Source organism: Kitasatospora sp. NPDC059646, from assembly GCF_042734615.1.
In the GTDB taxonomy this organism is placed as follows: domain Bacteria; phylum Actinomycetota; class Actinomycetes; order Streptomycetales; family Streptomycetaceae; genus Kitasatospora.
The window spans coordinates 23,863-33,351 of record NZ_JBHWDS010000075.1; the positions used below are offsets into that span (position 1 = coordinate 23,863).

The window sequence follows — 9,489 nt, forward strand, 5'->3', positions numbered from 1 at the left end:
TCTACCGTCTCGTAGCGTAGCCAGCGCGGCGGCGTCCGCGGCTATGGCCATCGACACATCGTGCCACTGCCCGGTTTGCGGGACGATGATGCGGCGTGCGGCCGCCGGCCGCCGTCTAGGGTGGTCGGGGTGAGCACCCCCGAGAGCCCCCGCCCCCGCCGCTCCGGACTGCGCGGCTTCGGCCACGCCGGCCCGTCCCCGTGGACCGACCTGGACCGGCCCCCGCTGGACGAGGCGGCGCTGCGGCTCGACCTGCTGCGCCCCGGCGCCCTGTGGACCTCACTCGATGTGGTGAGCGAGACCGGCTCCACCAACTCCGACCTGGCCGCCCGCGCCAGGGACGGCGCGCCCGAGGGCGCGGTGCTGGTCGCCGAGTCGCAGAGCGCCGCCCGCGGCCGGCTCGACCGCCGCTGGTCCGCGCCGCCCCGCTCCGGGCTGTTCCTGTCGGTGCTGCTCCGCCCGCAGGGCGTGCCGATGGAGCGCTACGGCTGGCTGCCGATCCTGATCGGCACCGCCGTCTCCGCCACCCTCGACCGGGTCGGCGGCGTCCGCACCGGCCTGAAGTGGCCCAACGACCTGCAGGCCGAGGTCGACGGGCAGGAGCACAAGCTGGGCGGCATCCTCACCGAGCTCTCCGGCGGCGCCGTCGTCGCCGGCCTCGGCCTCAACGTCTCGCTGCGGCAGGCCGAACTGCCCGTCCCCACCGCCACCTCGCTGGCGCTGGCCGGCGCCGAGACCACCGACCGGGCCACCCTGCTGCGCGCCCTGCTGCGCGAGTTCGCCGAACTGTACGGCGAGTGGACGGCCGCCGCGGGCGACCCGCACGCCAGCGGACTGCTGCCCGCGTACACCGCCCGCTGCACCACCCTGAACCGGCCGGTCAAGGTCCAACTCCCCGGCGAGCGCGAACTGCTGGGCGAGGCGGTGGCCGTCGACGGGGACGGCCGGCTGGTGGTCCGCACCCCCGACGGCGCCCGGCACGCCGTCGCCGCCGGCGACGTGGTGCACGTGCGCCCGCAGAACTGACCAGGTCGGGGCGGGGCCGGTCTCACCCTGCGGGACCCTCCGACCGGCTGCCGGGCGGATGCCCCGGATTACGCGATTCCGTGCGAACATTCCACCTGGCAGCGGTGTGAGGCTCGCCACTACCCCCTGCGGTGGTCGCGTACCCGAACCCCGAGGACGGCAAGACACAAGTGCGGAAACGCACGGGGACGGACCGGTGACAGACAACGGCGGCGCCACGACGGGCTCCGGCAACGGCGGCACTCCCAACGGCGCACCCGGAGGGACGGACGAGACCACCGTCGCGGCCGACCTGGAGCGGCTGATCCTCGACGCGCCGCGCAAGTACACCCCGTACCAGGCCGCGCGCGCCGCCGAGGTCCCGATGGACCTCGCCACCCGCTTCTGGCGCGCCATGGGCTTCCCCGACATCGGCCAGTCCCGCGCCCTCAACGACAACGACGTGATCGCGCTGCGCCGACTGGCCGGCCTGATCGAGTCCGGGCTGCTCAGCGAGCCGATGGCGATCCAGGTCGCCCGCTCCACCGGCCAGACCACCGCGCGGCTCGCCGGCTGGCAGATGGACACCTTCCTCGACAACCTGACCCAGCCCGTCGAGCCCGGCCTGACCCGCTCCGACGTCGCCTACCCGCTGGTCGAACTCCTGCTGCCCGAGCTCGAACAGTTCCTGGTCTACGTCTGGCGCCGCCAACTCGCCGCCGTCACCGGCCGGGTGGTGCAGGCCGCCGAGGACCACGAGACCACCTCCGGCCGGCTCGCCGTCGCCTTCGCCGACCTGGTCGGCTTCACCCGGCTCTCCCGCCGCCTGGAGGAGGAGGAACTCGGCGAGCTCGTCGAGGGCTTCGAGAACACCTGCTCCGACCTGATCGCCGGCCAGGGCGGACGGGTCGTCAAGACCCTCGGCGACGAGATCCTGTTCGTCTCCGAGGACCCGGCCACCGTCGCCGAGATCGCCCTCTCCCTGGTCGAGACCCTCGCCAAGGAGGACAACATGCCGGCCCTCCGCGTCGGCATGGCCTTCGGCACCGTCACCTCCCGGATGGGCGACGTCTTCGGCACCACCGTCAACCTGGCCTCCCGGCTCACCTCCATCGCCCCCAAGGACGCCGTCCTGGTCGACGGCGAACTCGCGACGGCCCTCGAACACAACGGGACGGCGTCGCTCCCCGAGACCGCGCCCGCCGCGGGCCACCGCTTCCAGCTCCAGCCCATGTGGCGCCGCCCGGTCCGCGGCCTCGGCCTGGTCGAGCCCTGGCTGCTCACCCGCACGCCCGCCGGCGGCTAGCCACTGCGGGCGCGGGCCCCGGTTTCGCGTCCTCGCGCGCCCCGGTGCCACCACAAATCGCCCATACCCCCCTAGGCTGGACGAAACGGCCCGCGGGAGGGAATGTGGCGACGATGACTGATCAGGCGGCGGCGCCGGATCTGCGGTTGCAGGCGGTGGTGGAGCTCGCGCAGGCGATGGCCGGGGCGATGACGCCGCTGGAGGCGGTGCGCGCGGCCGCGACGCGGGCCACCTCCGCCCTGGGGGCGACGATGGCGGCGGTCTCGGTGTGGGACCGCGAGTCGGGCCGGCTGCGGGTGCTGGTGAACCACGGGGAGCTCGCGCCGGGCGAGGAGGAGCTGCCCGAGGACGAGTCGTACCCCGTCGCGGACTTCCCGGAGATCGTGACGTACCTGGAGGAGCACTGGACCACCGGCCGGCTCCCCCGCGCGTGGGTGCAGACCGCCGACGACATCGGGCCGCACACCGGGCACCCGATCCCCGCGTCCGGCGCGTTCTGCCGCTCGCGCGCCGCGGGCCTGCGCCGGCGCGGCCGGGGCTGCTGCCTGGTCGCGCCGATCGTGCTGCACGGCCAGGCGTGGGGCGAGCTGTACCTGGCGCGCGGCATCGGGATGCCGGTGTTCACCGAGTCCGACGCCGAGTACGCGACGCTGCTGGCGGCACAGGTCTCGGCGGGCCTGGCGCAGACCGAGCGGGTCGCCGACCTTCGCCGGCTGGCGTTCACCGACGCGCTGACCGGCCTGGCGAACCGTCGCGCGGTGGACGCCCGGCTGGACGAGGCGCTGAAGGCGCACAACCGCGGCGGCACGGTGGTGTCCCTGGTGATGTGCGACATGAACGGGCTGAAGCGGGTCAACGACCAGCAGGGCCACGAGATGGGCGACCGGATGCTGGAGCGGTTCGCGCACCAGCTGTCGCTGTCGGCGGCCAAGCTGCCGGGCAGCCTCGCGGCGCGCCTCGGCGGCGACGAATTCTGCCTGCTCGCGGAGGGCCAGTCGGCGGACCAGGTGGTCGCCGTCGCGGAGGAACTGTGCGCCCGCGCCCTGGAGTTGACGGACGGTGAGGGCGTCGCCTGCGGGATCGCGTCGACCGGGGACTCGATCGGCCCGGTGACCACCCCGGACCGGCTGTTCCGGCTGGCGGACGCGGCCCAGTACCGGGCGAAGGCGGCCCGGGCCGCGCACCCGGTGGTGGCGGGCCGCAGCCACGGTCCCGGGTTCGCGCCGGACCCGGTGGTGCAGCTGGCGGACAGCCGGCGGTCGCCCTCGGGCCGCCCGAACGACCGGCGGCGGTTCCGGGGCGCGGCGCACAGCGCCGATCCGGGGCAGCTGCTGGCGGCGGTGCTGGCGGCGCTGGACCAGGGCGGCACGCAGGGCGAGCCGACGCATCCCGCGGACACCCTGGGGCGGCTGTCGGTGGTCGCGGAGACGGCCTCCCGGCTGCTGAACGCGGTCGGCTGGTGGGTGTCGTACGTGCCGCCGGGCTCGCCGTCGATGCGCACCGCGCGGCACGCCGTCTACCGGATGACGGGCGGCCCGGCGTCGGCGCGGGCGCAGACCCAGCGGGCGCAGATCGAGGCGCCGGACGCGGTGTTCGACCTGCGGCACTACCCGTTGACGGGACGGGCGGTGACCGGCGGGGCGTTCGCGCTGCGGGTGGGCGCGGCGGGCAACGACCCGGCGGAGGAGGCGGTGATGGTGGTCTCCGGGTACCGGGCGATGGTCGCGGCGGGCGGCGCGAACCCGGCCGGCGGCTGGCTGCTGGAGCTGTTCGCCGACGAGGCGACGCTGCCGCTCGGGCAGGTCGCCCCGGCGCTGCGCACACTGGTCGCGGTGGCGCTGTCCGGTCCGTGCTCCCCGCCGCCGTCCTGACGGCGGCGGGGAGCGGCCGGTCAGCGGGCGAACCGGCTGCCGAGCGCGAAGCTGCCGGGGCCGAGCGCGGCGATCAGCAGGAACGCCCAGCAGAACAGCACGGCGGGTTCGCCGCCGTTCTGCAGCGGGACCAGCGCGTGCTGCTGGTGGACGGTGAAGTAGGCGTACGCCATCGAGCCGGAGGCGACCAGCGCGGCGGGGCGGGTGCCGGCGCCGAGCACGACGAGTGCGCCGCAGGCGAGTTGGATGACCGCGGCGTACCAGCCGGGCCAGCTGCCGGCCGGGACGGTGCCGCCGCCGTGCGCCCCGCCGAGGACGCCGAACAGCGAGGCGGCGCCGTGGCAGGCGAAGAGCAGGCCGACGACCGCGCGGTACAGCGCGATCAGGTGGGGGCGGGCGGTGTCGGTGGCGGTTCTCGCGGTGGTGACGAGGTGGGACATGGGGACTCCTCAGCCGAACCAGTGGGGTGGTCTGCTGTGCGTGCCCTGACCGGGAGTCGGCGTTGCGGCGGGTTCGCGGGGGGAGTTCGGCGCACCGCACGTCGCCGATCATGAACCTGCCGAGCCGGTTGCTCCATTGCAGGATGACGGGCACCCCGCGTCAAGGGGCTGCCCGAAACCTTCACCCGCGACGGGACTGAGTACGGATACTCAGGCGCCGCGCCGCACGCCCGTTGCACGCTGGACGGATGCTCTGGTCAGACCCCCGCGACGAGCCGTCCCCCGAGGCCCGCGAAGTGCAGCGACGGCTCCGCCGCACGGCACTGGTGATGGCGGTGCTGGCCATGATCGCGACGGCGCTGGTGCTGGCGTAGCCCCGCTAGGCTGGGAGGCATGACCGCTCGCCGTCCGCTCGTCCTCGCGTCCGCCTCCCCCGCCCGCCTGGGCCTGCTGAGGCAGGCCGGGCTGGATCCGCTGGTGCGGGTGAGCGGGGTGGACGAGGACGCGCTGTCCGCGCCGACGCCCGGCGAGCTCGCGCTGGTGCTGGCGGTGGCGAAGGCCGGGAAGGTCGCGGGCGAGCTGGCCGCGGAGCCCGGCGAGCCGCCGATCGTGATCGGCTGCGACTCGGTGCTCGAACTGGACGGCCTGGCCCTCGGCAAGCCCGCCGACGCCGACGAGGCGGTGCGGCGCTGGCAGTCGATGCGCGGCCGGGAAGGCGTGCTGCGCACCGGCCACTGCGTGATCGACACCGCCAGCGGCCGACGGGCGAGCGCCACCGCCTCCACCACCGTCCGCTTCGGGACCCCGGACGACGCCGAGGTCGCCGCGTACGTCGCCTCCGGCGAACCGCTGCACGTGGCCGGGGCGTTCACCCTGGACGGCCGTTCGGCGCCGTTCGTGGAGGGGATCGACGGCGACCCCGGGAACGTGATCGGCCTGTCGCTGCCGCTGCTGCGCCGCCTGCTCGCCGAGCTGGACGTGCGGATCACCGACCTGTGGGCGTGACGGGCCGTCAGCCCGCGGCGGGGGCGTGCCGGGCCAGGTAGGCCAGGACGTCGGGCAGGGCTCCGTCCTTGAGCAGCGGGGCGCCGTGGTTGCCGCCCGGGTAGATCTTGAGCTGCTTGTCCTCGGCGACCGACGCGTCGTACAGCGCCTTGGCGTCGGCGTTGAACGGGGCGTCCATCTCCTCGGCGGCGAAGTAGGTCGGGATCTTCACCGCCTTGACCGCGAGCGCCGCGTTGAACTGGCTGTACACCTCGGGCGAGCTGAGCGAGACCACGGCCTTGACCGGCAGCGGGTTGTCCAGCTTGGCGGCGACCAGTGAGCCGGCGGCGCCCTTGGAGGCGCCGATCAGGGCGATGCCGGTGACGCCCTTGTCCTTGAGGCGGCCGGCGGCGGCCTTGATGCCCTCGGTGACGTCGCCCTCGGTGGTGAAGGCCAGCACCGCGTAGCCGGCCCGGGTGAAGTCGTCGAGCACCGGGACCCATTCGCACAGCGACCCGCCCAGCTGGTGCGAGAAGACGATCGCGGTCCTCGCGCCGCCGGCGTCCGAGTCCCGGTGGTAGGCGTCCAGGTTGCTGCCGCCGGCGGTGCCCGCGTCGAGGGCGAACGAGCCCTTGGCGGCCCGCTCCTGGGTGAGGCAGCCGTAGGTCGGCGCCTTGGACGCCGGCGCGGGCCCGGCCTGCGTCGAACTGCCGTCGCCGGAGCAGGCGGTGAGCAGCAGCGCGGTCGCGGCGAGCGCGGCGGGCAGCATGGGACGCTTCACGATTCCCCCGTGAATTCTGCGGTTCTGCAACGGTGGCTGCGACGCTAGGGACGGCCCCCGATCCGGTCAATGGTCTGAACCATTCCGTTATGCCGCCCGGGGAAGAGGTGGCCGGGGTTCCGCTTGCCGGGTGCGGAAACGGACAGAACCGGAGCCGTACATCTGTTGCACAGTTCCACTCCTTTCGCAGGTGGGCCGCGGTTAGGCTGGCGCAGCCGGAACGGAAAGGGGCGACGGGGAGCGGAAGATGACCGATGGTGTGCTCAACGTCGTGCTGGGGCTGATCGCTTCGGCGATCAGCGCCGGCCTGGGCTGGCTGGCCCAGTCCGTGCGCCGGCGGCGCCGGCTGGAGCGGGAGCGCGCGTTCTTCGGACTGCCGGCCGGCGGCGAGGCCCTGCTGGTCGCCAACCGGCACGCCTCCTCGCCCGATCCGCACAGCGTGGCCCGCGACGACGTGTACGCGCTGATGGAACTGGCCGCGCTGGTCCGCGAGTGCGGCGCCCGCTCCACGCTGACCTCGCACGACGAGGTGCGCCAGGGGCTGGGCGACAAGACCGAGTTCTGCGTGGGCGGGCCGGACGGCAACGAGCGGACGGGCGCGCACCTGGCGTCCTGGCTGCCCGGCGCGGCGTTCGTCGCCCCGCCGGCCGACGCCGGGCACCCGGTGCGGACGCTGCTGGTCGGCGAGCGGGAGTTCGCGTTCCGGCCGCCGTCCGAGCAGCCGGGCGGGACGGCGTACGTGCTGCTGGCCCGGGTCCACCTGCGGCCGGGCAGCCGCCCGGTGTTCCTGATCGCCGGTCAGACCGCGGTCTCCAACCACGCGGCGGTCCGTCACCTGGCCGCCCACCACCGGTCGCTGGCCCGCCGGTACGGCCCGGACGGGGCGTTCGCGGTGGTGCTGCGGGTGGTCAACGCCCGCGCGTACGGCCCGGACGTGGTCGAGTTCGAGGCGGACGTGACCGCCGCGGCGACGGCCCGGCCCAGGCCGGCGGAGGCTTGACCCGGGCTCCGGTGTGGCCGAGGCCACTCCGCCCGCCCGGCGCCCCCCGGCGCCCCGGCGCGGGCCGCCGCGCCCCCGCGGCCTGCGGCGCGCCGCCAACCGCCGCCGCCCGCACGGAAGTCGGGCGACCGAGCGTGTGAGCACGCTCACCACTAGGGACTACTCGCCGGTAGCGCCCTCCAATCCATAGACTCGACGAGGTTCGAGAAGGGAGCCACAGTGCGCAAGGTGCTCATCGCCAACCGCGGCGAAATCGCTGTCCGCGTTGCCCGGGCGTGCCGGGATGCCGGTATCGCGAGTGTCGCCGTGTACGCCGAGCCGGACCGGGACGCGCTGCACGTGCGGGCGGCCGACGAGGCGTACGCGCTGGGCGGCGACACCCCCGCGACCAGCTACCTGGACATCGCGAAGGTCCTGAAGGCGGCCGCCGACTCGGGTGCGGACGCGGTCCACCCCGGCTACGGCTTCCTGTCCGAGAACGCCGAGTTCGCGCAGGCCGTGATCGACGCCGGCCTGACCTGGATCGGTCCGCCGCCCCAGGCGATCCGCGACCTGGGCGACAAGGTCACCGCCCGGCACGTGGCGCAGCGCGCGGGCGCCCCGCTGGTGGCGGGCACCGCCGACCCGGTGTCCGGTGCCGACGAGGTGGTCGCGTTCGCGTCCGAGCACGGCCTGCCGGTCGCCATCAAGGCGGCGTTCGGCGGCGGCGGCCGCGGCCTGAAGGTCGCCCGGACGCTGGAGGAGATCCCGGAGCTGTACGAGTCGGCGGTGCGCGAGGCGGTGGCCGCGTTCGGCCGCGGCGAGTGCTTCGTCGAGCAGTACCTGGACAAGCCGCGGCACGTGGAGACCCAGTGCCTGGCCGACCAGCACGGCAACGTGGTGGTCGTCTCCACCCGTGACTGCTCGCTGCAGCGCCGCCACCAGAAGCTGGTCGAGGAGGCCCCCGCGCCGTTCCTGACGGACGAGCAGAACGCGGAGCTGTACCGGGCGTCGAAGGCGATCCTGCGCGAGGCGGGCTACGTCGGCGCCGGCACCTGCGAGTTCCTGGTGTCGCAGGACGGCCTGATCTCCTTCCTGGAGGTCAACACCCGCCTGCAGGTCGAGCACCCGGTCTCCGAGGAGGTCACCGGCCTCGACCTGGTCCGCGAGATGTTCCGGATCGCCGACGGCGAGGAGCTCGGCTACGACGACCCGGAGGTCCGCGGCCACTCCTTCGAGTTCCGCATCAACGGCGAGGACCCGGGCCGCAACTTCCTGCCCGCGCCCGGCACCGTGACGCTGTTCTCCCCGCCGTCCGGCCCGGGCGTGCGCCTGGACGCCGGCGTGGAGTCCGGTTCGGTGATCGGCCCCGCCTGGGACTCGCTGCTCGCCAAGCTGATCGTCACCGGCGCGACCCGTCGGCAGGCCCTGCAGCGCGCCAAGCGCGCCCTGGAGGAGTTCAAGGTGGAGGGCATGGCAACCGCCATCCCGTTCCACCAGGCCGTGGTCGCCGACCCGGCGTTCGCCCCCGAGGTGCACGGCGACGAGGGCCCGTTCAAGGTCTACACCCGCTGGATCGAGACCGAGTTCGAGAACACCATCCCGGCGTTCGCGGGCGCCGGCGGCGACGGCGAGGAGCCCGAGGGCCGCGAGACCGTGGTGGTCGAGGTCGGCGGCAAGCGCATCGAGGTGTCGCTGCCGTCCTCGCTGGGCGTGGGCTCGGCCCCGGCGGCGGGCGCCGCGGCGGGCAAGGCGAAGCGCCGGGTGGGCGCCAAGAAGGCCGCCTCGGCGGTCTCCGGCGACACCCTGGCCTCGCCGATGCAGGGCACCATCGTCAAGGTCGCCGTCGAGGAGGGCCAGGTCGTCGCCGAGGGCGAGCTGATCGTGGTCCTGGAGGCGATGAAGATGGAGCAGCCGCTGAACGCCCACAAGGCCGGCACCGTGGTCGGCCTGAAGGCCGAGGTCGGCGCGTCGGTCTCCAGCGGCGCCGCGCTCTGCGAGATCAAGGACGTCTGACCCCGCGTCACGGCCGCGACGGGCGGCGGGGGTGCCCGGTCGACCCCCCCCCCGAGGGGGGGGCGGGGCCCCGGCCGGGGCCGGCCGGCCCGCGGCGCCCCGGGGGC

General features: G+C 74.8%; 8 protein-coding genes and 1 pseudogene. 7 read left to right on the forward strand and 2 right to left on the reverse strand.

The window, feature by feature from the left end; translation table 11 throughout:
- Positions 1-168 precede the first annotated feature (168 nt).
- The 3 genes and pseudogenes from ACFV1L_RS33910 to ACFV1L_RS33920 form a co-directional block, all read left to right on the forward strand.
- Positions 169-1,026, forward strand: a complete 858-nt coding sequence (locus tag ACFV1L_RS33910; RefSeq protein ID WP_380373517.1) for a biotin--[acetyl-CoA-carboxylase] ligase — start codon at positions 169-171, stop codon at positions 1,024-1,026.
- Positions 1,027-1,222: 196 nt separating this feature from the next.
- Complete coding sequence (locus tag ACFV1L_RS33915) at positions 1,223-2,311, forward strand: adenylate/guanylate cyclase domain-containing protein (protein WP_380373501.1); 1,089 nt, start codon at positions 1,223-1,225, stop codon at positions 2,309-2,311.
- 113 nt (positions 2,312-2,424) lie between these two features.
- Positions 2,425-3,612: pseudogene (locus ACFV1L_RS33920) on the forward strand (diguanylate cyclase domain-containing protein); the annotation flags it as partial.
- 590 nt (positions 3,613-4,202) lie between these two features.
- On the opposite strand, the gene ACFV1L_RS33925 reads toward ACFV1L_RS33920, so the two are convergent.
- Positions 4,203-4,622: a DoxX family protein gene (locus tag ACFV1L_RS33925; protein WP_380373503.1), complete on the reverse strand. Its 420-nt coding sequence runs from the start codon at positions 4,620-4,622 to the stop codon at positions 4,203-4,205.
- A 248-nt stretch (positions 4,623-4,870) separates the two neighbouring features.
- Here ACFV1L_RS33925 and mmpB point away from each other — a divergent pair, with 248 nt between their 5' ends.
- Together mmpB and ACFV1L_RS33935 are read left to right on the forward strand one after the other, a co-directional pair.
- Positions 4,871-4,996 carry a morphogenic membrane protein MmpB gene (gene mmpB, locus ACFV1L_RS33930; RefSeq protein ID WP_380373505.1) on the forward strand — a complete coding sequence of 42 codons (126 nt, stop codon included), beginning with the start codon at positions 4,871-4,873 and terminating at the stop codon, positions 4,994-4,996.
- Positions 4,997-5,015: 19 nt separating this feature from the next.
- On the forward strand, positions 5,016-5,627 hold the full coding sequence (locus ACFV1L_RS33935; protein WP_380373508.1) for a Maf family protein: 612 nt from the start codon (positions 5,016-5,018) through the stop codon (positions 5,625-5,627).
- A 7-nt stretch (positions 5,628-5,634) separates the two neighbouring features.
- Here the strand turns inward: ACFV1L_RS33935 and ACFV1L_RS33940 are convergent, their stop codons facing one another.
- A complete protein-coding gene (locus ACFV1L_RS33940; protein WP_380373510.1) occupies positions 5,635-6,387 on the reverse strand; it encodes an alpha/beta hydrolase in 753 nt (250 codons plus the stop codon).
- 247 nt (positions 6,388-6,634) lie between these two features.
- Between ACFV1L_RS33940 and ACFV1L_RS33945 the strand changes: the two genes are divergently transcribed.
- Complete coding sequence (locus ACFV1L_RS33945; RefSeq protein WP_380373511.1) at positions 6,635-7,387, forward strand: hypothetical protein; 753 nt, start codon at positions 6,635-6,637, stop codon at positions 7,385-7,387.
- Between the two features lie 219 nt (positions 7,388-7,606).
- Positions 7,607-9,382 (forward strand): acetyl/propionyl/methylcrotonyl-CoA carboxylase subunit alpha, encoded by a 1,776-nt coding sequence (locus ACFV1L_RS33950; RefSeq protein WP_380373512.1) that lies wholly within the window; start codon positions 7,607-7,609, stop codon positions 9,380-9,382.
- Positions 9,383-9,489 lie beyond the last annotated feature (107 nt).

Excerpts from the sequence above, each read along its gene's own strand:
- ACFV1L_RS33945 (WP_380373511.1), top strand. The coding sequence starts at position 6,635 with ATGACCGATGGTGTGCTCAACGTCGTGCTGGGGCTGATCGCTTCGGCG.
- ACFV1L_RS33925 (WP_380373503.1), bottom strand. The coding sequence starts at position 4,622 with ATGTCCCACCTCGTCACCACCGCGAGAACCGCCACCGACACCGCCCGC.
- ACFV1L_RS33935 (WP_380373508.1), top strand. The coding sequence starts at position 5,016 with ATGACCGCTCGCCGTCCGCTCGTCCTCGCGTCCGCCTCCCCCGCCCGC.
- mmpB (WP_380373505.1), top strand. The coding sequence starts at position 4,871 with ATGCTCTGGTCAGACCCCCGCGACGAGCCGTCCCCCGAGGCCCGCGAA.